The 24,034-nt window shown below is 42.3% G+C and carries 22 protein-coding genes; 16 read left to right on the top strand and 6 right to left on the bottom strand.

Features of this window, described 5'->3' with window-relative positions; translation table 11 throughout:
- The first annotated feature begins 17 nt into the window (after nt 1-17).
- From ESB13_RS23070 to ESB13_RS23050, 5 genes are all read left to right on the top strand, one after another.
- Entirely contained in the window at nt 18-1,130 is a 1,113-nt protein-coding gene (locus ESB13_RS23070) for a DUF2891 domain-containing protein (RefSeq protein WP_129006322.1), read from the top strand.
- A gap of 224 nt (nt 1,131-1,354) precedes the next feature.
- On the top strand, nt 1,355-3,235 hold the full coding sequence (locus tag ESB13_RS23065) for a sensor histidine kinase (RefSeq protein WP_164974325.1): 1,881 nt from the start codon (nt 1,355-1,357) through the stop codon (nt 3,233-3,235).
- Between the two features lie 63 nt (nt 3,236-3,298).
- Nucleotides 3,299-3,595, top strand: a complete 297-nt coding sequence (trxA, locus tag ESB13_RS23060; RefSeq protein ID WP_129006318.1) for a thioredoxin — start codon at nt 3,299-3,301, stop codon at nt 3,593-3,595.
- A 145-nt stretch (nt 3,596-3,740) separates the two neighbouring features.
- Complete coding sequence (locus tag ESB13_RS23055) at nt 3,741-4,226, top strand: RNA polymerase sigma factor (RefSeq protein WP_129006316.1); 486 nt, start codon at nt 3,741-3,743, stop codon at nt 4,224-4,226.
- On the top strand, nt 4,226-4,843 hold the full coding sequence (locus ESB13_RS23050; RefSeq protein ID WP_129006314.1) for a hypothetical protein: 618 nt from the start codon (nt 4,226-4,228) through the stop codon (nt 4,841-4,843). The genes ESB13_RS23055 and ESB13_RS23050 overlap by 1 nt, the downstream gene beginning before the upstream one ends.
- 18 nt (nt 4,844-4,861) lie before the next feature.
- On the opposite strand, the gene ESB13_RS23045 is transcribed toward ESB13_RS23050, so the two are convergent.
- On the bottom strand, nt 4,862-5,917 hold the full coding sequence (locus tag ESB13_RS23045; RefSeq protein WP_129006312.1) for a PLP-dependent cysteine synthase family protein: 1,056 nt from the start codon (nt 5,915-5,917) through the stop codon (nt 4,862-4,864).
- A gap of 259 nt (nt 5,918-6,176) precedes the next feature.
- Here ESB13_RS23045 and ESB13_RS23040 point away from each other — a divergent pair, with 259 nt between their 5' ends.
- The 3 genes from ESB13_RS23040 (at nt 6,177) to ESB13_RS23030 (ending at nt 8,049) form a co-directional block, all read left to right on the top strand.
- A complete protein-coding gene (locus tag ESB13_RS23040) occupies nt 6,177-6,638 on the top strand; it encodes an Lrp/AsnC family transcriptional regulator (RefSeq protein ID WP_129006310.1) in 462 nt (153 codons plus the stop codon).
- A gap of 29 nt (nt 6,639-6,667) precedes the next feature.
- Nucleotides 6,668-7,714: a nucleoid-associated protein gene (locus ESB13_RS23035; protein ID WP_129006308.1), complete on the top strand. Its 1,047-nt coding sequence runs from the start codon at nt 6,668-6,670 to the stop codon at nt 7,712-7,714.
- Nucleotides 7,715-7,887: 173 nt separating this feature from the next.
- Nucleotides 7,888-8,049 (top strand): DUF1328 family protein, encoded by a 162-nt coding sequence (locus ESB13_RS23030; protein ID WP_129006306.1) that lies wholly within the window; start codon nt 7,888-7,890, stop codon nt 8,047-8,049.
- A gap of 19 nt (nt 8,050-8,068) precedes the next feature.
- Here the strand turns inward: ESB13_RS23030 and ESB13_RS23025 are convergent, their stop codons facing one another.
- Genes ESB13_RS23025 through ESB13_RS23015 form a run of 3 tightly spaced genes read right to left on the bottom strand, consistent with a single transcriptional unit; the run spans nt 8,069 to nt 11,073 of the window.
- The gene (locus ESB13_RS23025; protein ID WP_129006304.1) at nt 8,069-8,971 is read right to left on the bottom strand and encodes a DUF72 domain-containing protein; all 903 of its coding nucleotides are present in this window, start codon (nt 8,969-8,971) and stop codon (nt 8,069-8,071) included.
- A gap of 24 nt (nt 8,972-8,995) precedes the next feature.
- Nucleotides 8,996-10,078 (bottom strand): mannose-1-phosphate guanylyltransferase, encoded by a 1,083-nt coding sequence (locus ESB13_RS23020; RefSeq protein ID WP_129006302.1) that lies wholly within the window; start codon nt 10,076-10,078, stop codon nt 8,996-8,998.
- 29 nt (nt 10,079-10,107) lie between these two features.
- A complete protein-coding gene (locus tag ESB13_RS23015) occupies nt 10,108-11,073 on the bottom strand; it encodes a KpsF/GutQ family sugar-phosphate isomerase (protein WP_129006300.1) in 966 nt (321 codons plus the stop codon).
- Between the two features lie 227 nt (nt 11,074-11,300).
- Between ESB13_RS23015 and recQ the strand changes: the two genes are divergently transcribed.
- The 5 genes from recQ (at nt 11,301) to chrA (ending at nt 17,580) form a co-directional block, all read left to right on the top strand.
- Nucleotides 11,301-13,589: a DNA helicase RecQ gene (recQ, locus tag ESB13_RS23010; protein ID WP_129006298.1), complete on the top strand. Its 2,289-nt coding sequence runs from the start codon at nt 11,301-11,303 to the stop codon at nt 13,587-13,589.
- Nucleotides 13,590-13,694: 105 nt separating this feature from the next.
- Nucleotides 13,695-14,177 (top strand): ExbD/TolR family protein, encoded by a 483-nt coding sequence (locus ESB13_RS23005; RefSeq protein ID WP_164974324.1) that lies wholly within the window; start codon nt 13,695-13,697, stop codon nt 14,175-14,177.
- A gap of 818 nt (nt 14,178-14,995) precedes the next feature.
- Nucleotides 14,996-15,250, top strand: a complete 255-nt coding sequence (locus tag ESB13_RS23000) for a hypothetical protein (protein ID WP_129006294.1) — start codon at nt 14,996-14,998, stop codon at nt 15,248-15,250.
- 111 nt (nt 15,251-15,361) lie between these two features.
- Nucleotides 15,362-16,309: an isopenicillin N synthase family dioxygenase gene (locus tag ESB13_RS22995; protein WP_129006292.1), complete on the top strand. Its 948-nt coding sequence runs from the start codon at nt 15,362-15,364 to the stop codon at nt 16,307-16,309.
- A gap of 53 nt (nt 16,310-16,362) precedes the next feature.
- The gene (chrA, locus tag ESB13_RS22990; protein WP_281275064.1) at nt 16,363-17,580 is read left to right on the top strand and encodes a chromate efflux transporter; all 1,218 of its coding nucleotides are present in this window, start codon (nt 16,363-16,365) and stop codon (nt 17,578-17,580) included.
- Nucleotides 17,581-17,590: 10 nt separating this feature from the next.
- On the opposite strand, the gene nadD is transcribed toward chrA, so the two are convergent.
- Together nadD and ESB13_RS22980 are read right to left on the bottom strand one after the other, a co-directional pair.
- Nucleotides 17,591-18,160, bottom strand: coding sequence for a nicotinate (nicotinamide) nucleotide adenylyltransferase (gene nadD, locus ESB13_RS22985; RefSeq protein WP_129006288.1), 570 nt, complete (start codon nt 18,158-18,160; stop codon nt 17,591-17,593).
- A 15-nt stretch (nt 18,161-18,175) separates the two neighbouring features.
- On the bottom strand, nt 18,176-18,406 hold the full coding sequence (locus tag ESB13_RS22980) for a FeoA family protein (RefSeq protein WP_129006286.1): 231 nt from the start codon (nt 18,404-18,406) through the stop codon (nt 18,176-18,178).
- A 119-nt stretch (nt 18,407-18,525) separates the two neighbouring features.
- Here ESB13_RS22980 and ybeY point away from each other — a divergent pair, with 119 nt between their 5' ends.
- The 3 genes from ybeY (at nt 18,526) to ESB13_RS22965 (ending at nt 23,982) form a co-directional block, all read left to right on the top strand.
- A complete protein-coding gene (ybeY, locus tag ESB13_RS22975; RefSeq protein ID WP_129006284.1) occupies nt 18,526-18,960 on the top strand; it encodes an rRNA maturation RNase YbeY in 435 nt (144 codons plus the stop codon).
- A gap of 1,715 nt (nt 18,961-20,675) precedes the next feature.
- A complete protein-coding gene (gene mnmG, locus ESB13_RS22970; protein WP_129006282.1) occupies nt 20,676-22,544 on the top strand; it encodes a tRNA uridine-5-carboxymethylaminomethyl(34) synthesis enzyme MnmG in 1,869 nt (622 codons plus the stop codon).
- A 226-nt stretch (nt 22,545-22,770) separates the two neighbouring features.
- Nucleotides 22,771-23,982 (top strand): hypothetical protein, encoded by a 1,212-nt coding sequence (locus ESB13_RS22965; RefSeq protein ID WP_129006280.1) that lies wholly within the window; start codon nt 22,771-22,773, stop codon nt 23,980-23,982.
- The last annotated feature ends 52 nt before the right edge of the window (nt 23,983-24,034 follow it).

Here is a 24,034-nt window from a genome sequence, read left to right as displayed (position 1 = left end):
AAAATAGATACCCTTCTATGAAGAAATGCTTTTTCATTTGTTGTATTCTGGTAACACCTTTCCTGATCACAGCCCAGTCGGTAACAGGCTTATTTACCGTTAACAGTGACAGTACTGCTTTTACGCTTACGCCCCAGGGAGCAGCGCACCTGGCATCATTGCCGCTCAAGTGTCTGCAGCAGGAATATCCCAATAAAACCAGTCATACCTCTATGAAGGAGGCGGATCATAAATTAACTCCAAGTCAGCTGCACCCGGCTTTTTTTGGATGTTTCGACTGGCATAGCAGTGTACATGGGCATTGGATGCTGGTAAGGCTACTAAAACAATTTAAGAATATAGGTGGAGAAGACCGCATCAGGCAAGCGCTTAATACAAATCTCCAGTATGATAAAATGGAGAAGGAAGCCGCCTATTTCCAGGGTATGATCTCCAATACCTGGGAAAGAACTTACGGGTGGGCATGGCTTCTTAAACTGGATGCCGAGCTTATTACCTGGAACGATCCTCAGGGCAAACTCTGGCATGAGAACCTGCAGCCGCTTGTAACCAGGATAGCAGAACTGTGGAAGGTTTATCTGCCTAAAGAAACTTATCCCAACCGTACAGGGGTTCATCCTAACACCGCTTTTGGCCTGGTGTTCGCGCTCGACTATGCACAGGCGGCAAAGGATACTGCTTTTGAATGGGCATTAAAGAAACATGCAAAACAGTTGTTTTTGAAAGATAAAAATGCCCCGGCCTCCTGGGAGCCCAACGGCACCGACTTTCTATCACCTGCTCTTGAAGAAGCTGATTTGATGAGCCGTATTCTTTCTCCCAAAGAATTCACGCGCTGGTTCAATTCATTTCTAAGTCAACAAGGTCTTAGCCATTTGCTGGAATTACCGGTAGTGAGCGACAGAACCGATTACCAGATCGTTCATCTCGACGGCTTATGTTTTAGCAGGAGCTGGTGTTTACAACGCATTGCCTCGTTTTTGCCTGCTGCTGATCCGCGTCGCAAAGCGATGTTGAAAAGCGCAACGCGCCACCTGGCTGCGAGTTTGCCTAATGTTGTTTCCGGTAACTATGGCGGTGAGCACTGGCTTGCGAGTTTTGCAGTATATGCCCTGCTGCACGAGCTTTAATCATTTGACCTATTCGCTATAACCAAGTCTGGTCAAGGCCCCCATCCGCTCCGATACATTCGCGCGGATGGGGGTTTTTATTGTGAAGCTGGCGCATTACCCTGCCGGTCATACAGCCCGGATACCGCAGGAACAGAATCCTACATATAAAATGATTCTGTAATGGATTTTATTGTTATTATAGCTGTTCGATGAAAACAATTCTTTTCTTCTGCCTATGCATAATGTACCCATGTATAGGTATACATGCGGCTGATAGTACTATTTGCATCACAGAAAACAGGCAGGCTTATTACCTGAATACAGGAGGCTGGTCGATATATGAAACTACTTCGCCTCTCTCTCCTTCCGATGTCATTGAACGTTATAAACAAAATGCATTTAAACCTGCCCGGGTCCCGGTATTGAATGGTGGGATTGCAAGGCAACATTATTGGATCCATTTTTCTCTGACCCAATGCAGCGGCAGCCATGCCGAAAGCATGGTGATAGATATACAAAGTCCAAGGCTGAATGAACTGGAGCTGTTTGAAATGAAAGGAGACTCGCTTCAATCCCTTGGTAAGCTTGGCGATCTTATTTCGTTTAAGCAGAGAAGTTCCCTGCATAAGAACTTCCAGTATCATGTTACACTGCCGGCAGGATCGAGGAGAGATTATTTCCTCTTTGTAAACCAGGTAGGACATACATTGCTGTTGCCTGTTGTTATTAGTAAGAAAGACTACTTTGATAAAACAGTTACGCGCGGTTATCTTTCGGATGGTATTACCTATGGCCTGTTGCTTTTTGTGGCCATCTTCAGTTTCTTGTTCTTTATGAATACCAGGCACCAGCTTTACCTGTATTATACACTTTATATACTTAGCTCTATTGTCTGGTTTCTGAGTTATTTTGGATTGGGTTTTGAATTTATCTGGCCCAACTTTCCCGCTTTCAATACTATTTCGGCCCCGCTATTCGCCTCTTTGAATCTTTTCCTGAATATACAGATCAGCCAGGTATTGCTTAATTTAAAGCATTCGTATCATCGCATTTACCGTGCAGGCAATGTAGCCAAATTTGTATTATTACTTGCTGCCTTGCTTCCCGCGTTTGTTAATCTAGATGAATGTAGCTATGCAGTAAACAGCTTGTACCTACATTGCTTTCTGGCTGTGATCATGTGCAGTACGCTTATTGTATTTACTGCTTTATTGCTGGCATTACTGAAAGGGGCCATTGCAGCACGTTATTATTTTGTAGCAAGCATTCTTAAGATCTGCAGCATTTTTAATCTTGCGCTGCTTGAGCTTGGCATTACACCGGGGATGTATTTTACAGAAGCTTTTTTACAAATAGGGATACTGGTTGAAATAATCCTGCTTACTTACGCTATTGCAAAAAGATATACAAGCTACCGGCTAAAGACTTACCAGAAAGTAATTCGTGCGCAGGAAAAGGAACGTGATAACATAGCCAGGGAAATTCATGATGGTATTTCCAGTTCTCTTACAGCTGTTCGCTATTCGCTGCTTAGTCTTTCACGTAATAAGCAATTACAGCCAGACGCCCTGCAACATGAATTATCCAGACTTGGTGACAACATAGGCCAGATACAAACTGAAGCACGTAATATTTCGCACAACCTTATGCCCGCATATATAAAGGATCATTCTCTCAACCGCGTTATTGAACTTTATATTGCCGATCTCCAGCAGAAGACAGCACAGAACGGCGATGCTGGTATTGAGATACTTTTCGATTTTAATGAAACAGAGGCCCGCTTTTCGGAAGCAGTTAAACTGAGTATTTTCCGCATAGTGCAGGAAATTATGATCAATGCAGTAAAACATGCACGTGCAAGCAGTGTATTGCTGGAATTCAGTTACAGGAAAAATGAACTTACCATTGTTGCGGAAGATAATGGGATAGGAATAGGGGCGGCAGCTTTGAAAGAGATAAACGGTATTGGCTTACGGAACATAAAATCCAGAGTAAGTCTTCTCAACGGTTATTTTATAATTACAGCAGCCTATAGAAAGGATACGGCATCCGGCCAGGGTACCCGTATTACTATCAGAATTCCACTTTCCGAAAAGATGAACAGTGAGGAGTGGGATTATTAGGTGCAGGTTCCTTTGTTGCTGTTGGCAGTCTTTTTGCAGCATTTATTATATAAATCAAAGGTTATGGCAAACTTCTCAGAAATCATCAATGGTGATAAACCTGTGCTGGTAGATTTTTTTGCTGAATGGTGTGGCCCGTGTAAAATGATGAAACCCATCCTGGAAGAGCTAAAAGCCAAGGTGGGCGATCATGCTACGATCCTTAAAATAGACGTAGATAAAAATCCTGCAGTTGCCAGTGCTTTCCAGATCCAGGGTGTTCCGACGCTTATCCTGTTTAAGAAAGGGCAGGTAAAATGGCGGCAGAGTGGTGTTGCACAGGCCCGCCAGTTGGAACAGATCATTCTGCAAAACAGTTAACCAGTTTATTTTGCTGTTCATTATACCTGATTGCTAAAATCCTGCATAAAATATTGCAGGATTTTTTTATTGGTGTAATAATATCAATGGGCCGGCGAATCATGATGTACATTAGGATCACTTATTCCGAAAACAGCCTTGATCTTTGGAAAAAGAATTTACACAACTATTAAACACACATAGAGGACTTATCTATAAGGTCTGTAATCTCTATTGTAGTTCGCAGGAAGATAAGCAGGATCTCTTCCAGGAAATAGTATTGCAGCTATGGAAGAGCTATGCTACGTTCAATGAAAACAAGGGGCGGTTTTCTACCTGGCTGTACCGGGTAGCGCTTAATACTGCGATCACTCATCACCGTAAAGAGCAAAAGAAACCGAGGTCGGTTTACCTGGAACATATACAGATACCCGAACCGGCAGATCCGGGGTTGGATAGTGAAGATATACGCCTGCTTTACAAGGCCATTGAACAACTGTCGCCGGTAGAGAAAGCTGTTATTCTTTTGTATCTCGACGGAAAAAGTTATGAAGAGATAGCCGAGATCACAGGCATCACCAGAACCAATGCGGGGGTAAAACTGAATCGTACACGTCAGAAGCTGGATAAAATATTTAAAACTATTTCATAATGACACCGGAAGCGATGCAAGCTGCCTGGCAGGCAAGCACTCAAAAACTGGAAGCCGTTAAAGCGGTTAATGAAGAACTGGTGAAGGAAATAGTGTCCCTACGTTCCCAGTCGGTATTCCAGACTATTAAAAAAAGGTATGTCCGCTTAATAATGTTGTTGTTATTCTATATGGGCATCTTTTCTCTTATTATCATCACCGATCCTTTTGATTATGAATTAAAGCGGCCTTATATTCCGTTGGGACTTATCTCTGCAGTTTATTTATTTTTTATTGTCAGCGCCATAATAGCCTGGCGCAGGATGAATCGTAAGCCAATGGACCAGATGAATATGGTTCAGTCGCTTCAAAAGGTAATAGCTGAGCATGACCGTATCAGGAGCTGGTTTAATTTTGCTTTTTTTACAACGGGTACTTTATTCGCTGTTACCATTACGCCGGATCTTATTGCCAACAGGGGAATAAAAATAGCAATGCAGTGGCTGGTCATCATGTTTATTCTTCCTGCAGTAGAATTATTACTTGCGTATAAACTAATACTGAACGATCCTACCGGAAAAAAAATGAAACAGGCGTTGTCTGAAATCAAACAACGCCTGGAAGAATTAAAAAGTTAACTTGTCTGGCGAGTAGCGCTAAGAAGTAGCCAACGCCCTTTTCAGCATAGGTTCTTTTAGCCTGGGTATGGGGCGATAATCGTTGAAAGTAACGTTAGTACTAACATACCCCTCTTTTACCGGCTCTTCTTTTACGAGGTCGGTACTCAGGTATTTTTTATTGCTATCCGATAACAGCGTTACAACCACGGCATCTTCTCCCAGCTGTTCTTTCAGTTTAATGGCGCCTATTACGTTAGCCCCGGAAGAAATACCTACTGCCAATCCCAGTTGCTGGGCCAGCTTTTGTGCCATAATAATAGCATCGCCGTCATTGGCCTGGATAACAGCATCCAGTTCGTCCAGTTTAACGATGGCAGGAATGAATTCATCTGAAATACCCTGTATTCTGTGACTTCCTACTTTGTATCCGGTAGTGAGGGTTGGAGATTCAGCGGGTTCAAGCGGGTGGATCCTGATAGAAGGATTCATTGCCTTAAGATATTTACCAGTACCCATAACAGTACCACCGGTTCCAACGCCTGCAACGAAAGCATGGGGTTTTAATCCTATCTGCTGTAATTGTTCCCATATTTCGGGGCCTGTGCTGCGTTCATGCGCTTCGGCGTTACAACAGTTTTCGAACTGGCAAGGAAGAAAATAGCCTTCGCCACTGCGCTGCAGTTCTTCCGACAGGGCGATGGAGCCTTTAAATCCGCCTTCGGCTTTGCTTACCAAGCGGATGGTAGCGCCCAGACTACGGATAATATCTATTCGTTCCTTGCTCAGCCAGTCGGGCATCATAATCATGACCTCGTGTCCCAACGCTTTACCAATAGCGGCAAATGCAATACCTGTATTTCCGGAGGTAGCTTCCACAATAGTATCTGTGGGTTTTATCTCTCCATTCTGATAAGCCCTGGTAAGAATATACAGGGCCATCCGGTCTTTCACACTTCCCGTAAGATTGTAGTGCTCACATTTGACATAGATCTTACCGGGTTTACCCTGATAAGTATATTGCAGCTCCAGCATAGGTGTGTTGCCTACCAGGTGCCACAGGTTGTCGAATTTTTCTTCCGGAATACGGCTCATTGCTGTTTGGTTTATCGTAACTTAATACAGCAAAACTCGCAATAGCCGATAGAAACTACAATGATTTGCTGTAATTCCATAAATTTTATGGTAAAAAACGAAACACAGTCCTATTTTTTCAGTTCCTTTATGTCCGGTTCTGTAATTACTGTATGTTTTTACACCGGGGATTTGAATTTTTCAAAATAACACATTGAAGTTTTGAATTTCTGTAGTCTGGAAAAACCTGGAATCTTATTTTTAATCGTATCTGTATATTATGGAGAACATAGACCCTATTGATATTGAAATACTAAGACTACTGCAGGCTGACGCCACCCTCACCAACAAGGAAATTGCATTCAGGCTGCACCGCTCTGTGGCAACTGTTCATGAACGGGTTAAACGATTGAAGAGAGAAGGTTATATTAAAAAGATGGTAGCCATTCTCGACAGAAAAAAGATCAATCAGGGCCTGATTGCCTTTAGCCAGGTATTGCTGAACGATCATGCTGCCGAAACGCTGGCGGGCTTTGAACGTGAGGTAGCCAAATTCAGCGAGGTGATGGAATGCTTCCAGATGACCGGCACCTTTGACTTCATTTTACGTATTGCCACCACCGATATGGATGCCTACCACCTGTTCTATCGTAATAAACTTGCAACACTGCCCAATATAAGATCGGTACAGAGTTTCTTTGTTTTATCGGAAACCAAAAGTGAAACGGCCTATCCGTTGTAAATGCTGGCGGCTGCACTTATCTTCGCGGCATGACCGGAATAGACAGTGTTCAGTTAAAAGGAGTGATTGTTCATAAAGTAGGCAATCCCACCCGTGGCGAAGAATTGCGCTTATCTGCCAATGCGCTTACGCTTAATGATGAGATCGTTAGTAAGCTTCTGACAAAATATTTCCTGGGCTCTTTCAATGAGAACGAGCAATATCACTTTACACATATCAGCGACCTTGCGCTGAACGAGGTATATACCTATGTTACGCAGATATTCGACAATCCGGCTTCTTTCGAAGCACAGTCTGCATTACTGGCTCATTTCCTATATAATAAAAGCACACACGTTAAAGTAAAGGAAGGCGAATTTTATGTTGCCCATTTCGACGATGTTCCTTTTGGCAATAGCTATGTACAGGCAGTTGGATTATTTAAATCGGAAAGTAAGGAAACCTTTTTGAAAGTCTTTCCTCACGGCCAGAGCTGGGAAGTGATTCATGAAGAAGGCGTTAATATCAATAAACTTGACAAGGGTTGTCTGATCTTCCGCCAGGATCGTGAGAACGGTTATGTGGTATGTGTAGTAGATGTTACCAACAAACAGCAGGACACTCAATACTGGATAAAGGACTTCCTTCAGGTAGAGCCTTATGCCGATAGTTATCATCACACCAATAACTATCTGAGTCTTTGTAAAAACTTCATTACAAAAGAATATCCCGAAAAATTTGAGGTAGCCAAGAGCGATCAGATTGATCTGTTAAACCGTTCGATGGATTATTTCAAAGAGAAAGAAGACTTCAGCATGGAGGAATTTACCCGCGAAGTAATGCACCACGACGAGGTAATAGACAGTTTCATGGAATACAAGAAAAATTATGAAAGCGCCAAAAGCATCAATATTGAAGATGAATTTGCGATTCATGTTTCCGCTGTAAAACAGCAACAGAAAGGTTTTAAAACAGTGTTGAAGCTGGATAAGAACTTTCACGTATATATTCATGGGCGCCGCGACCTTATAGAGAAAGGCATAGATGAAATGAGCGGCAAAAAATACTATAAGCTGCTGTTCGACGAAGAAAGCTAAAAACACCGTTTTACACGTGATCCCTGCTTAAATGACTGCAAAACCGGCTCAGGTGAGGAAATTTTGGTACAAGACCATCATTAAATGCTTAATATACCAGCTTTCAATGTTGGCATGCTTTATGAATTTTATGGTTTGTTAAACGCTTTTCTTTAACCATAAATTGCTATCTTATGTTACGCTGGACAGTCACCTTTTTAATAGTAGCCATTGTAGCTGCTGTATTCGGTTTCACTGGTATTGCCGCTGGAGCCGCTTCTATCGCTAAAATTTTATTTTTTATCTTTTTAGTTCTCTTTTTGTTATCTCTTATCGGAGGCAGAAGAAGTGTATAATTATAAACGCTTTACTAAACTAAAAGAGGCTGGTTTGTATGAAGTTGGGTTTCTTTAAATGTAATCCACAGGCTGCATTTAACTTGTCAGCTACATATACAGTGAGTTCGGGAGAATATGCCTCATTATGCATATGCATAAAAAAGTATATTTCCTGAACTCCTTTGTCCAGCCAGTTACTTAAGCGGTTTACCCATTCATCGATACGTGTATAGTCGGTAGGATGTAAACTATTTCCAACATATCTTATGAAACAACGCGGTACGGTTAGATACATATGAGCACAATCCCTTCTGCCCGCTGCATCTGTTATCACCCATCCAATATTTTTTTCTTTTAAAAAAGCCAGTAAATCCTGTACGATAGCTTTATCAGAGAACCACTGAGGATGTCTTACTTCCAGGAAAAACTGAATATCTTTTGGGAGCGCAGCCAGGTATGACATCAGGTTATCGCGCTGTGCCGGGCTATAACGTTCACTCACCTGTAGAAATACGGGGCCCAGATGGTTTCCAAAAGCACTGATACCTGCCAGGAAGTCGTTGGTCATATGTTCCGTGTTACGAAAGGAACTATAATGACTGATAACCTGTGGCACTTTGGGGCAAAATTTAAAATGGATTCCTTTAGCCTTATCTGCCCACCGTTTTATGATATCGGGTCCATAGATCTGGTAGTGGGTAGCATTTAGTTCAATGCTATTATAGTGATGCACATAGTGATCGAGGAACTGTGCATCTTTGGTGCCTTTGGGATAGATCTTTCCCAGCCATTCTTTTCTGCCCCATTTTGCGCAGCCAAGATAAACCTGGGGTTTTTCTGCTTTTTCGCCGCTTAAGATGGTTTTATTCCAGGCAGGTTCAGGCGGGAGAGAGAAATCGATATGCTCCAGTTCTCTCTCCGCTACTTTTCCGAACTCCATAATGACAAAGCTTTTCCGGGAAGACTACAAATATTGGTCCCCTTTGCTGCGTTTTACTTCTGCTACGTATTCTTTGATCTCCTGTTCTTTATCTTTCTTACAGATCAGCAAGGCATCGGGAGTATCAACAACGATGCAATCTTCCAGTCCCTGTAATAACACCAGCTTATTATGCGGAGCGCTGATCATACATTTGGTAGCATCAACAATCATTACATTATTGCCGGCGACAGCATTACCCAGGTAATCTTTTTCAAGATTGTCGTAGGCGCTGTTCCAGGTACCCAGGTCGCTCCATCCAAAAGAAGAAGGAATTACATATACGTTATCTGCTTTTTCCATGATCGCATAGTCAATGGAAATATTGGTGCAGAGGGGATAGATACGGTTAATGGCTTCTTTTTCCTTGTCAGTATTGAAATTGTCCTGTTCGGCAACGAACAGTTCATTCATTTCAGGTTCATACTGCTCAAATGCCTTGATCACATTTTTTACCTGCCAGATAAAAATGCCGGCATTCCACAGAAAATCGCCGCTGGCTAAAAAGCTTTTTGCTATTTCAAGATCCGGCTTCTCTGTAAAGGTTTTTACTTTATAGATGTTCTCGGCAGCAGATTCTGTTTCATGCTGGATATAACCATAACCTGTATTAGGATAAGTAGGTTTAATACCGAGTGTAACAAAAGCCTTTGACTGGGAAGCAAAATCAAGCGCCTGAAGCGCTACTTTTTCAAAAGCTTCTGTATCCAGGACCATATGATCACTGGGGGCTACTATCAACGAAGCTTCAGGATCAATCTTAGCCAGTTTATGTGAAATATAGGCTACACATGGTGCAGTGTTTTTTCTGCTAGGTTCTGCCAGTACATTTTCAGGTTTGATACCTGGCAGTTGTTCCAACACTATTGATACGTATTCCTCAGATGTAACAACAAAAATGTTCTCTGCAGGTAAAAAATGGGCGAATCGGTCGAATGTCCATTGAATAAGCGTTTTGCCTGTATTCAGGATATCGAGAAATTGCTTTGGATAAGCGGTTCTGCTTTGAGGCCAAAAGCGACTGCCTATTCCTCCAGCCATAATGGCGACATAGTGATGTTGGTTCATTCGAGTATAAGTTGGATCAAAAATAAGGGTTAAATAATTCCTTCGCGCACAAGATCGTGTAAATGAATTAAACCGGTATACTCTTGTTGGTCATTTATTACAATCAGCTGGCTGATATCATTTTTACGTAACATCTCCAACGCTTCTACTGCCAGCACTTCGGTAGTGATCGTTTTAGGATGGACGCTGAGCATATCCGAAGATCTTACTGTACTGATATCATCAACGCGCTCCAGCATACGTCGTACATCACCATCTGTTATAATGCCCAATACCTTTTTATCAGTATCGGTAACAGCCGTTGCACCGAGTCTGCTTTTCGATATTACCATGATCACTTCTTTCAGACTGGCATTCAACCCTACCTCTGGCTTTTCGTTATGAATGTACAGATCCGATACACGCAGGTACATACGCTTGCCGAGGCTGCCTCCCGGATGATACTTCGCAAAATCACGGCCGCTGAATTTGTTCAGCTGCATTAAACATACCGCGATGGTATCGCCCATGACCATTTGGGCAGTAGTGCTTGCAGTAGGTGCCAGGTTATTGGGACAGGCTTCCTGGCTCACAGTAGTATTCAGAACTATATCGGCCTGCTGGGCAAGAAACGATTGCATCTGTCCCACCATACCTATCAGTTTATTACCAAAATTGCGGATCAGCGGTACCAGTACTTTTACTTCAGGACTTTCGCCGCTTTTGCTGATGAGCAAAACCACGTCGTCGGGCTGTATCATCCCCAGATCGCCATGGATGGCGTCGGCAGCATGCATGAATAAAGCGGGTGTTCCGGTAGAATTGAGAGTGGCCACGATCTTTTGCCCCACGATAGCACTTTTGCCGATCCCACTTATCACCACCCTCCCCTTGGATTGGTGGATAGTTTCCACCACTTTTCGAAAAGAATCGTCAACAAAAGCGGTGAGCCCTTTAATCGCCTCAGCCTCTAACTCTATGGTTTTCAATGCATTTTGTAAAATCGTGGTTTCCATAGTCGCAAAGTTAAACTTTAACACCAAAGACTTCCGGAATAAAGCTATCCTCAGTAACTTCGCTTCCCCTTTTTCGCACATAGCTTAATAAAAGCCTATCAATTAACGCCCTGATTATTTGAACCGCGTTCACAATTTTAACAGTGTGACCTCCAACAAATGCAGTAACTTAAAACAATTCAAAAGACGTCACATGCTGTGATGCGAGAGGCTACAATAGATGACAAATGGCAACAAGCACTAAAAAACCGGCAGCTACAAGAAAAGCTGCGGCAAAAAAAACAACTCCTGTCTCTCAGGATACTCCCGCTTCTATTTTACACAATCACAATATTTATTCTGCCGTTCAGGAGAATTTTGGATTTAACCAGTTTAAAGGACGCCAGGAGGAAGCCATTCATAGCCTTCTGAATGGTCATGATACATTTGTTATCATGCCTACCGGCGGTGGAAAAAGCCTTTGCTACCAGCTGCCGGCAATGATCCTTGAAGGATGCGCTATCGTAGTAAGCCCGCTTATAGCACTTATGAAGAACCAGGTAGACCTGGTACGCGGTTACAGCGAAAAAGACGACGTAGCCCACTTTCTTAACTCTTCGCTCAACAAAAGCCAGATCAGAGAAGTAAAAGATGATTTGCTTAGCGGTAAAACAAAATTGTTATACGTAGCGCCGGAAACACTCACCAAACAGGAAAATCTGGAATTTTTCAGCGACCTCAAAATCTCCTTCTTCGCCGTAGACGAAGCACACTGTATTTCGGAATGGGGACACGATTTCCGTCCCGAATACCGTCGCCTGCGCGAAATGATGGAAGTGATCAATCCAGATATTCCCATGGTAGCGCTTACCGCTACAGCCACCCCTAAAGTACAGAGTGATATCGTCAAAAACCTGGGACTGCGCAATCCTAATATCTTTATCTCTTCATTCAACAGGGGTAACCTGTACTACGAGATCCTTCCAAAGATCAAGAAAGAACAGACCGTTAAAAGTATTGTACGCTTTATCTCCCAGAACAAAGGAAAAAGTGGCATCATATATACCCTCAACCGTAAAACAACGGAAGAACTCGCCGAATTGCTGGTAGCCAACAATATTAAAGCAGTAGCCTACCATGCAGGACTGGATGCCAAACTAAGGGCAGACCGGCAGGATCAATTCCTTAACGAAGATGTTCAGGTAATTGTAGCCACCATCGCATTTGGTATGGGCATCGACAAACCCGATATCCGTTTCGTTATCCACTATAACATTCCAAAGTCAATTGAGAACTATTACCAGGAAACAGGCCGCGCAGGCCGAGATGGACTGGAAGGCAAATGTCTGCTTTACTATTCTCATAAAGACGTGGCCAAACTCGAGCACCTGATGCGCGATAAACCACTTAGCGAACGTGAAGTAGGCGCCCAGCTGATCAACGAAACCGTGGCCTATGCCGAAAGCGCTGTATGCCGCAGAAAAATATTACTGCATTACTTTGGCGAAGTATGGGAAACCGAAAACTGTGGTAACTGCGATAACTGCCGCAACCCCAAAGAAAAAGTAGAAGCCAGGGATGAAGCAGTGAAAGTACTGAAGGCAGTAAAAGAACTTGATGAACGTTTCCCTGCAGAATATGTCATTAATATGCTCACTGGCCGGCTTACACCACAGATCAATATGTTCCGGCATGAGTCGCTCCCGATTTTTGGTACCGGAAAGGATAAAGACGAACATTTCTGGAATAGCCTTATCCGCCAGATGTTACTCGAAAATCTCATCAGAAAAGATATTGAGGAATATGGCCTGCTGAAATTTGCTCCGGCGGGAGAGAAATTCCTCAAAAAACCTGGTTCTTTCCCAATCGTACTCAACAACCTCTTCGAAGACGCGAATGAAGACGATGATGAAGCAGAAACCGGAGGTGGTTCTGCCGGCGCATCCGACAATAAGCTTTTCGAGATGCTGAAAGAGATGCGCCAGAAAGAAGCAAAGAAAAAGGGATTACCTCCTTTTGTGATCTTCCTGGAATCTTCCCTGCAGGATATGGCAACCATGTTCCCTACCTCTATGGCCGAGCTTGAAAAATGCTCCGGCGTTAGTAAAGGTAAAGCAGCCAGGTACGGTAAACCTTTCATTGAATTAATAGGACGTTACGTTGAAGAAAACAACATTGAAAAACCCGACGATTTTGTGATGAAAAGTGTTGCCAACAAAGGCAGCAATAAAATTTACATTATCCAGAACGTAGATAAGAAAATACCACTGGAAACAATCGCTAAAAATAAAGATCTCCGCCTCGATGCTTTGCTCGAAGAAATGGAAACCATCGTCGCCAGCGGAACCAAGCTGAACCTTGACTATGCAATAGATGATTTACTTGACGAAGATGAACAGGACGAGATCATCGATTATTTCCGTAACTGCGAAACATCTTCTTTACAACTTGCACAGGAAGAACTCTCAGAAGGAAATTATAACTGGGAACAGTTAAAGATCATGCGCATCAAGTTCCTCTGCGAATACGGTAACTAATATAAATGCTTACTCCAAAGCCTCCGGAAAACCGGGGGCTTTTTTTATTACTTTGCTTATGGAAGAATTATCTCAATGCATCTCATTAGTATAAAACCTACTGTTATGGCTGAAATAATTACACCCAACGCAACCGGCAAAAAGCGCAACACAAAATGTAGCAAACATTCTACTCGTGTTGACCTGACACCCATGGTAGACCTGGGTTTCCTGCTGATCACCTTCTTTATATTTACTACTACCTTATCAGATCCAAAAGCCATCTTTATGCCTTTGCCTAAAGATGATGCAGGTAATACTACTGATATAGCAGAAGGTAAAACACTTCAACTGTTCCTGGAAGGTCCTGACCAGGTAAAATATTATCATGGTAACGATAGTTCCCATATCGCTGCTACTAACTATAGTGCATCAGGACTGCGTGAGGTTGTTCGTGAAAAAGTAGCAATGGTAAAAGCGGCTTATAAAGATCCTTCCGAAACCGTTGTTATTATTCATCCAGGCAACAATGCCATTTATGGCAACCTTGTAGACGTTCTGGACGAAATGCAGATCAATGGAGTTAAACGCTATATGTTAGTAGATTAATTCTATGTTATCTCATACCCCTTGATATAAGGGTATTTTTTAAATTTTCATCATTTTTTATAAAAAATTTTATAGAAACTTGTCCACATCTTCATATTAATATAAATTAGAGGATATAATTAAAACCCCCTGTTTACCAAACCTCCAATGATATGAAGAAAGCCCTTAAAAAGCAGAAGGCCTTTGTGGTTGTATTTTCGAAGGTTATAAAAACGATTCCTTGTTTATTCGAGACAAAGGAGAAAAAAGAATTTAAAAGATGGAAAAACTTTCTGACGAATTAATGTAAAGTCTGGCTTAGGATATAAAGGCCAGACTTTTTTATATACGTTAGTTAGTATTTGAGACACCACTCCCCTTCTTCCTGTAAAGCTTCTCACCTGTTTGCCTCTACCATTCAATTAGTAGAATCAAGCCTCCTTTTCCTTTGCCGTCTATAAGCTCTTTAACAGATCGTAAGCGCCACTGCCATGCCCCGATAAGAGTTTACCTATTCCATTAATGAAAGCTGTTGTTCTCTCTGAAATTGTCGAGATAATTACGCATTTATAGTATGGTCATCGAAAAATTTGTGTCCCTGGAAAAGAAAAAAAATAAATCCAAATGTCACTTCTCTAACTCATTTCAGGTATATGGATAGTAAACAGAGGATAAAATCCTGATTTCGCCATTGTAAAACAGCTATCTAACCCAAAAAACTACGCAAAGTATTTGGTCCCATCAAGCAGCGAAACGCCTTGCATTGGCATCATATTTGGAACTGAGAGATACAAGTTTCACAGTTACTTTATTGATTGACCTTTGAAATCTATTCCGCTATGCATCCAGCAAACATACGGTTTGACCTAAACGACGGACTAAGCCTCTTAGATGTGGCAGCTAGCAAATCAGGAGATCTAATCCTGAAAGTATTGGATGTACAGGGAAGAATAGCAAAAACAATCATAGAGAAAGTAGAACAGGGCGCACAGCAGTTGTGCCTGAACATGACCGATCTGAATGAAGGGAATTATGTGCTGAATGCCTTTTGGGGAGGAACCTTTATTCAGGCCATCCGGTTTATAAAACAATAGTCTTTCAATTGGGGGTATGTATACTAACCGTCCTGCCTTTTTGGGTGGGACTTTTTTATTTTTATTACTTTTACTCCGTGTGAGCTTTTTCTCATCTAAATCCCCATTGCTATGGCCATACCAGTGGTAGACCTGTCTTACTTTACAGGAGGCGATAAAGAAAAGAAATCAGCTTTTACTGAACAGCTGGGCAAAGCTTATGAATCGGTAGGCTTTGTTGCCGTAAAAAATCATGGTATACCAGATAAGCTGATCAGTGAATTGTATGAATATGTGCAGCAGTTTTTTGCATTGCCACTCGAAAAAAAACGGCTTTACGAAATACCTGGATTGGCAGGGCAGCGCGGCTATACAAGCTTTGGACGCGAACATGCCAAAGGCAGTGAAGCAGCCGATCTGAAAGAATTCTTTCAATATGGTCAAACAATTGAAGGAGCCACGGAATTCAGTAAAGAAGAATATCCCGATAACGTAGCTGTAACAGAGATCCCTGAATTTAACAGTACCCTGTTACAGGCTTACCGGCACTTTGAGCAAACAGGCGCCGCTTTGTTACGGGCTATAGCCTTATATCTGGGTTTGCCTGAATTTTATTTCGACGGGTACCTGCAGAATGGTAACTCTATTCTGCGTTGCATTCACTACCCTCCTATTACTACACCACCCCGGTCAGCCATAAGAGCAGAACAGCATGAGGATATAAATCTTATCACGTTGCTCGTTGGCGCTTCTGCCGATGGCCTGCAGATCCTGACCAAACAAGGCGAATGGGTGAATGTTACTTCCCTCCCGGAACAGATAGTAGTTAATGTAGGCGATATGCTGCAGCGTTTAACCAACAATAAACTCCGCAGTACAACACACAGGGTAGTGAATCCACCTCCGGATTTATGGCATACCAGCCGCTTTTCAATGCCCTTTTTTATGCATCCCAGGAGCGAAATGAGCCTGGCCTGCCTGGACAATTGCATTACAGCTGAGCATCCCAAAGCATATCCCGATACCACCGCAGGTGAATATCTGGATGAACGACTAAGAGAAATAGGTTTAAAAAAATAGGTTATCAGTCTGGCACATTGGTTTTAATAAGACATATACCGTTCCTTAAAGCCGTGTTTTTACACAGTATAACGGCTTTTGGAGGCCCTCAGGGGCATTTTAGCATGATGCTGAGCACCTTTGTCAAACAACGCAAAGATGTCACAGAACAGGAGCTAATGGAGTATAATGCATTCTGTCAATTGTTACCCGGGGCCTCCTCTACCCAGATACTCACCCTCATAGGTTACAAAAGAGGCGGTATATCATTGGGAATCATTACGCTATTGATATGGATGCTGCCCGCTTGTATCCTCATGGGCGCATTATCCTTTTTGCTTAACTACATGGATACGCAAAACCAGGATTTCAGGATATTCCAATTCATTCAACCGCTGGCTGTAGGCTTCATTACCTATTCCTCCTACCGACTGTTCAAACTATCAGTAAACAATACCATCACCCGCTGCATAATGGCAGCGGCAACTGTCTTAACCTATTTTCTTTTCAAGACGCCATGGATCTTCCCCGGAGTTATTATAATCGCAGGAATTGCTACAAATTTTAGCAATAAGCGCATACCCCAGAAAGAGATTCCGCCTAAAAAAATCAAATGGGGTAATATCCTGATCTTCTTTGCCTTGTTTATATGTGCAGGCTCATTGAGTGAACTGGCGCGTAAAAATGAATGGCGAAACCGCGGCGTATTCAACTTGTTCGAGAACTTCTACCGTTTCGGCAGCCTGGTATTCGGAGGCGGAGATGTGCTAACACCAATGATGTATGAACAATATGTCATCAGACCCAATACTGCCCAGGCAGGATTAAAAAATCCCCGTGCATTGCGAATGACGCAGCAGGAATTTCTTACCGGATCAGCTATGGTTCGTGCTGTACCAGGTCCAACTTTTTCCATTGGTTCCTTTACGGGAGGAATGTTATTACGAAAGAAAGGAGCCGATATGCAACTCCTGGGATGTATTATAGGCAGCGTTGCTTTATTTCTGCCCAGCGTATTGCTGGTATTATTCTTTTTCCCAGTTTGGCATAACCTGAAAAAATATGCTGTTATCTATCGGTCTCTGGAAGGAATTAACGCAGCAGTAGTTGGTATCATGGCCGGCTCCAGTTTGTTCCTGATGAAAAGCATTTCTCTGGATATTACCGATGGCTCCATTGCACATTTTATGAATCCGGTAGTTATTGTAGGCGCCTTTCTCCTTCTCGCCTACACCAAAATACGCCCTCCCCTGATCGTTGCCGCCTGCCTTTTACTTGGCTGGTTGCTCTAATTACTGACATCTACTTATAATACCCGTTTCCTTCTATCTCCATCCTCACCTTTTCCGGCACCATATAACGCAGGCTTTTGCCTTGCTTAACAAGCTGCCGTACAACAGTGGCAGACATTTCAAGTAAAGGAGCATTAACTACAGTAAGATCAGCCTGCAGGTTATCCGATACCTTATAACCCGGACGGTTATAAACAATAAATTTATAGTCTCTGACTAAAGTTTCAAAGTTCTTCCACTTGGGCAGGTTCTGAAAACTATCCGACCCCATAACAACAGAGAAATCATTTTGTGGATACTTCTCATGGAGGTAGGTAAGTGTATCGATAGTATAAGAAGGCTTTGGTAGTTTAAATTCTACATCGCTCACCTTAAACCGCTCGTCTTCTTCTATAGCCAGTCGAACAAGGTGTAAACGTTGATATTCGTTCAACAGGCTGGCCGAAGGCTTTAACGGGTTATGTGGCGATACAACAAACCAAAGCTGGTCTGCCAGTCCTTCGTTAATGATGTAACTGGCTATTATAAGGTGGCCAACATGAATGGGATTAAACGAACCAAAGTAAAGACCAATCTTCATAGCTTATTTTTAATCTTAATGCTGCACTTCTTCAACAAAGATATGATCTGCTTCGTTGAGGCGCAGACTAAGATTATAGCCGGCAACTGTAATTGAGATAGGATCACCCAGCGGAGCAATCTGTTCCACTCTAACTACTTCACCTGGAACACAACCCATTTCCATCAACTTGATAAAGAGATCATCTTTCTCAAAAGAGGTAATCACTGCTTTCTTGCCTACGCCAATCTCCGATAACCTTTTCATCCGTTATTGTTTTATTAACCAGGATATGATAAATACTCCGTCTTGTAAAAATATCTGCAAATGTAATATGGTGCGTCTGCAAAAATGTTACGAATTTTGGAAGACAAACTATTTTAACATTGACGAAGGTACAGTTTAATTATGCCGACAGGCAGCTAAGGTTCACAGGGAAAACAGCGGTAAAGTCTTACATAGAAACCATCTTTAAAAAGGAAAAGAAAAAGCTGGAAGCCATCAGCTATATTTTCTGTTCCGATGACTATCTACTACAGATAAACAAAGATTTTTTGCAGCACGACTACTACACCGACATAATCACTTTTGACATCAGTGAACCGGAAGGTGGCATCACATCTGAAGTATATATTAGTATCGACAGGGTAAAGGACAACGCAATACAACATGGAACTAGTTTTCAGAATGAAATATTACGCGTACTCTTCCACGGTGCTTTACACTTATGTGGATACAAAGACAAAAAGTCAAAGGAAATTACACTGATGCGGGAGAAGGAGGATTATTACATAAACGATTACCTGAAGAAACATAAGTAGAATCTAGGTTAAGAATGCTCAACAGCTCCGGTTTGGATGAAAAAATCTGCCGGAGCTTTTTTATAGGCTAACATTTACACAGCTAACAATCAGACTTCTATTCCTTTCACAGCGCCAATTCAAAACAGCCAAAACATGCAAATCATATATACTACAGGAAAAATTATTATTATAAATATCTAATTAAACAGTTCCACGTGAAACAAACAGTTATATAACCTAACATCCCGACTGTAAAACAAATCCAATCAAATAACCCATTTCGCATTACCCATAAAAGTTGAAATCTACCTCAAAGATTTACACTAACCAGCGCAACTCCAACGTTCCACGTGAAACATTAAGTAAATAATCTTTTATAAACCGTAACAAATTAAATCCTCAATACTAACTATAGACAATACCTTTTAAAGCAATAACTGTTTCAAAACCACTAATCCCATAATAGCACTGGGGAGTAAAACGTTATCATTTTTACCCCCTACCTACCAATTTCATTTAATAATAGTTTCACGTGAAACATATATTAATTAGTAAGACGTTAATCTTCAATTAACGCACGTCCTAAGCCTCCTCCACACATCAGACAAGGTAACCTACCAGCTATCTTTCATCTTTTACCATCAAGCGGTTACAAATACGAATTAAGTAAAGGATAGAAATAAAACCTCCTACCCTTCGAGGTCTCTTCTTACTAGTCTCGCTCTAAAGGAAAGTACATCCCGCTATCAATAACCAACAGTTATCCTAATAAGTTACCAGGTTACCAAATCGATTAACGCCCCTCTATATTAACGTTCCACGTGAAACATATGATACGGTAATTCGACACCTATTATACATATGCAGAACCATATAACCCACGAACCAGTAAAAAAGTGTCATACTATTAAAGTACGCTATCACCTAGTGATTACAAGTAAATCTGATCTTAGGTAATTTCAATAGACGGCATCACCTGCAGCCACTTCACACTATAATCCTATATCAGAACTCACAGTTTATTCGTATCTATGTTATACATTATCATTATCGCTCACTGCAGATAATAATATTCTTCTTCCAAAGATTAATCTCCCTGCTCATTAGTTCCACGTGAAACATCTAATTCTAGGAATACTAATAATTAATCCAGAACATCATAACATGCCTTACCTATACGCAAAACCAGACACTGAATCCTCTTTTAGCTCTTTTCGTGTTTCTATCTGCATCCGAACAAGAAAGAACAACCTGCTTTCTTTATCAGATAAAATCCCTCACCTATAGTTCCGCCTGATACATTTAGCTCAGATAATTCCCGTGTTACTTACCTAATTTATCTAACCATACTCATTATTAAACTTGAATTATATACCGATATTTTCCCCACCCCGCTATCACTAAGCATACTCAAGTAAGTACAACTCAGAGCTACTTTCTTAACAAGGGTTCCACGTGAAACATAAGGTAGCATATCTAACTATAACCTAAGGTATTTAAGTCCACATGCTTAAGCTATTGTTCCACGTGAAACACATTCAGAGAGCTTGTACATATAAGCATCCATCCAACCGTTTTTCATTGGAGGCTACGTTCCACGTGAAACATTACGTCCACACTCATCTAATCATAGGTTCCACGTGGAACAGCAGCCAAGCTATCTTTCCAACCATGCTCCGCTATCATTTCATAACAACCTATCTTTGCATCTTCAAAAAGTATAATAGTTACAAATGTTTCCAGTTTACGACGTTATAGTAGTAGGGGCCGGCCATGCCGGTTGTGAGGCAGCAGCAGCGGCTGCTAATATGGGAAGTAAGGTTTTACTTATCACCATGAATATGCAAACCATCGCCCAAATGAGTTGTAACCCTGCAATGGGTGGTATAGCTAAAGGCCAGATTGTTAGAGAAATAGATGCGCTTGGAGGTTATAGTGGTATCGTCACCGATAAGAGTATGATCCAGTTCCGCATGCTCAACCGCAGTAAAGGACCTGCCATGTGGAGCCCCAGAACGCAAAACGATCGTATGCTCTTCGCTGCAACATGGAGAGAAATGCTGGAACAAACAAAGAACGTAGACTTCTACCAGGATATGGTTCGTTCTATTATCATCAAAGACAATAAAGCCTGCGGCGTTATTACTGGCCTGGGACATGAAATATCCTCCCACTCAGTTGTAGTTACAAGCGGAACTTTTCTAAATGGTATCATCCACATCGGCGAAAAACAATTCGGCGGTGGGCGGGTAGCAGAAAAAGCCGCCACAGGTATTACGGAACAACTGGTTTCACTTGGCTTTGAAGCCGATCGGCTGAAAACCGGTACACCTCCACGTGTCGATGGTCGTAGCCTCGACTACTCTAAAATGGAAGAACAAAAAGGTGATGACGTCATCACCGGGTTCTCCTACCTGGATATACCCCGACTGAAACCTGAACAACAAGTTAGCTGCCATATCACTTACACCAACCAGGATGTACATGATATGCTCAAAACAGGTTTCGATAGAAGCCCAATGTTCACCGGCCGTATAGAAGGCGTTGGGCCACGCTATTGCCCCAGCATAGAAGATAAGATCAACCGCTTCGCTGAAAGAGAACGCCACCAGATCTTCGTAGAACCTGAAGGCTTTAACACCGTAGAGATCTACGTCAACGGATTCTCAACCTCCCTCCCCGAAGACGTGCAATACAATGCCATCCGTCAGATCCCCGGCTTTGAAAACGTACGCATCTTCCGCCCGGGTTATGCCATCGAATACGACTTCTTCCCTCCTACCCAGTTAACCTATACCCTTGAAACCAAACAGATCAGCAACCTGTTTTTCGCAGGACAGATCAATGGTACCACCGGGTATGAAGAAGCCGCGTGCCAGGGATTAATGGCCGGTATCAATGCCCACCTGAAAGCAAAAGAAAAAGATCCTTTTGTACTGAAACGCAGTCAGGCATATATCGGTGTACTGATCGATGATCTGATCAGTAAAGGAACAGAAGAACCATACCGCATGTTTACAAGCCGCGCTGAATATCGCACACTGCTGCGTCAGGATAACGCCGACCTGCGCCTCACCGAACTAAGCCATGCTATAGGCTTGGCTTCCGATGAAAGACTGGAAAGAGTGAATGCAAAAAAATCAGGTGTCCAATCAGTGAAAGAAAAGATGGCTGCCTTTGCCATTGAACCTTCCGAAGTAAACGATTACCTGGCATCTATCAACTCCGCTCCCATAAGCGAAAAACAAAGAGCATCTAAAATAGTATTACGCCCCGATATCGATCTTCCCTCCCTTATGAAAGCAGTACCTCGCCTGGCCGAAGCCCTGCACGATGTAAACGCTGAAGTAATAGAACAGGCAGAGATCCAGGTAAAGTATGAGCGTTACATCGAAAAAGAAGAAGAACTGGTACAACGCATGGCTCAAATGGAAAATGCGATAATACCTGATAAATTCGATTACGATAAAGTAGCTGCACTAAGCATTGAAGCACTACAGAAATTTAAAAAGATAAGACCAGCTACCCTGGGACAAGCTTCCAGGATCAGCGGCGTAAATCCAAGCGACGTACAGATCCTTATGATCTATATGGGCAGATAACATTTTATAGTATAGCATCCCGGCTACTTTAAAACGGCCTTTAATCTCTTTAAACTCCGCTAAGGATAATTAAGGAGCTTAAAGGCTGTTCATTTTATTCACATTCATGTTCATATAAAAGAAATTATAATTTTGTTTTCCAATAACAATCCAACCTTCCTGTCTAATTACCTCCTATTAATTTAAGGTCCAATATCCGGTTTCAGCTGTGGTAAACTAATACTTCATGATACAACTACACACAAGAACCGGGCTTCTTAAACGAATCAGCGTTGCGCTGTTCCTGGTAATCGCAACAGTGCTAACATCAAAAGCACAGTTAAAAGTCGGCGACAATCCAACGACTATAACAAAGTCCGCCGTCTTGGAATTGGAAAGTCAGAGACAAGGTTTCCTGCTGCCTCGTCTTTCAGACACTACCCTTATCAACGGATATAACCCACCAGACGGGATGTTGATTTACCTTCAATCCGGAACAGGAACCAACCGTGGCTTATACCTGAGGAAATCAGGTCAATGGCAGCGTGTTACAACCGACTCCACCAACAATCGTTCATGGTCACTCAATGGTAACGTCGTTAGCCCGGGCGATTCTCTCGGTAGTACCAATGCCGCCGACGTCATCTTCATCGCCAACAGCGTAGAAAGAATGCGGCTAAGATCAGGTGGCGCCGTAGCATTCAGCGATAGCGTTTACATCGGAAACAGGTTAACTGTAAAAGACTCCATCAGTTCATCTATCATCAGGGCGCTGGATACAGTTATCGCCAGAAACGCCAGGATCAATGATAGCCTCTATCTGAATCCGCAATTAATACAATCTTCTTTCAACGATGTACTGGTAATTAATCCTACAACCGGTGCCGTATCTAAAAGAACACTTGATACAGCAGCCTTTAAAGGTCTTGTTGTCGGCAACTTCAGTGAAGCCGGTAATGCACAAGGCCTGGAAAGAAAAGCCGGCGCAACCAATGCACCCGACACTTTAATACTGCATGCCGCAACCTTCACCACACCCGGTGGCTTATCCACAACAGCACAAAATATCGCCGGCACTAAAACATTCCGTGACTCAGTATATATAGGAAGCGGAACCGGAGCTGGTACACCCAATTCTACCCTCCAGGTAAACGGATCTGTATCATACGCTATAAATACAGTTACAGCAGCCCATACACTCTCTGCAACCGACTATACTTTGCTTGTAAATCCAAGTGCAGGTGCAAACATACCTATCTCACTTCCCACCATGCCAGATGCCAGCATCAAAGGCCGCGTATACATCATCAAAAAGATAGGCACTACCGACATCGATGCATCTGTAACAATTGCAGGTAACATAGAAGGACTGTCAAGCGGTAGCTACGTCATCTATAACACCGGTACATTCGTAAAAATGCAAACCGACGGAACATCCTGGTATATCATTGAAAGATAGTAATATATAAATTAAAAATAATAATACTATTTCATCATCCCTTCCCCTTTTA

This window comes from Filimonas effusa (genome assembly GCF_004118675.1).
GTDB classification, from domain to species: Bacteria; Bacteroidota; Bacteroidia; order Chitinophagales; family Chitinophagaceae; genus Filimonas; species Filimonas effusa.
The sequence above is the reverse complement of the archived record's forward strand: the minus strand, read 5'-3'. Positions and strand labels throughout refer to the sequence as shown.